This is a genomic window from Streptomyces thermovulgaris, assembly GCF_002155915.1.
Lineage (GTDB): Bacteria > Actinomycetota > Actinomycetes > Streptomycetales > Streptomycetaceae > Streptomyces > Streptomyces thermovulgaris.
Genome location: NZ_MUME01000447.1, coordinates 6,088 through 6,896, shown reverse-complemented (window position 1 = coordinate 6,896; position 809 = coordinate 6,088). Strand labels below are relative to the sequence as shown.

Sequence of the window (809 nt, the reverse complement as noted above, 5' to 3'; positions counted from 1 at the left end):
GTCGTCGCCGTGGACGGGCTCGTAGACGGGCCGCAGGACGGCGGTCACGACGGCGCGCAGCCGCTGCTCGACGAGATTCAGCCATATGTAGGCCCGGCCGGCCCGCTGAGCGCGTGTACGCACCTCATGCCAGGCGTCGGCGTCCCACTCCAGCTCCGGTCCGATGGCACCCGCGCCCATCGGCCGGGCCAGCGACACCGTGCCGGGCGGGACCTCCGCGGAGCCTCCCTCATGACCTCCGTCACCAGGGGGCAGCTCCAGCCCTCCCGAGCCCACCCGCACACCGCCTTCCACTCCCCCGGGCCCTCCCCGTCTCAACGATCAAGGAAGGGTACTCCGGGAGTGGCGCGTGATGCAGCCGGATGCACGGCTCGTTTCTCAACTTCCGCACGTTGAGCGCCAGTTCTGCCGGGTCCGGGCCGATGGAGTGAGCGGATTCATAGCGGGGGCCTTGACAGAAGCGCCCTTCTGTGCATAGATCTTCCCCCTTTTCCCATCGGTCACAGGAGCACCCGAATGCCCACCGTGGGAAGGGGCCGCATTCACCGGTGGGCGTCTCCCTTTCGGGGAGACTCGAGGCCGAGGTACACCAGCGGCGCCGCACACCTGAAAGAGTCGTACCCATGCAGGTCTGGCCTGGAGAGGCGTATCCACTCGGTGCCACGTACGACGGTGCCGGCACCAATTTCGCGGTCTTCACGGAGGCCGCGGACCGTGTAGAGCTGTGCCTGCTGCACGACGACGGCTCGGAGACGGCGGTGGAGCTGCGGGAGAGCGACGCGTTCGTCCGGCACGCGTACGTGCCCGGC

The 809-nt window shown here is 68.9% G+C and carries 1 protein-coding gene and 1 pseudogene (1 of these 2 running past the window's edge); one reads left to right on the top strand and one right to left on the bottom strand.

Annotated elements, in window-relative coordinates; translation table 11 throughout:
• Positions 1–276: SAV2148 family HEPN domain-containing protein (locus tag CCN35_RS26135; protein WP_245863502.1), on the bottom strand; the 276-nt coding region annotated here is incomplete at its 3' end.
• A gap of 347 nt (positions 277–623) precedes the next feature.
• On the opposite strand from CCN35_RS26135, the pseudogene glgX reads away from it, so the two are divergent.
• A pseudogene (gene glgX / locus CCN35_RS26130) lies at positions 624–809 on the top strand (glycogen debranching protein GlgX); it runs 1,859 nt beyond the window's last position.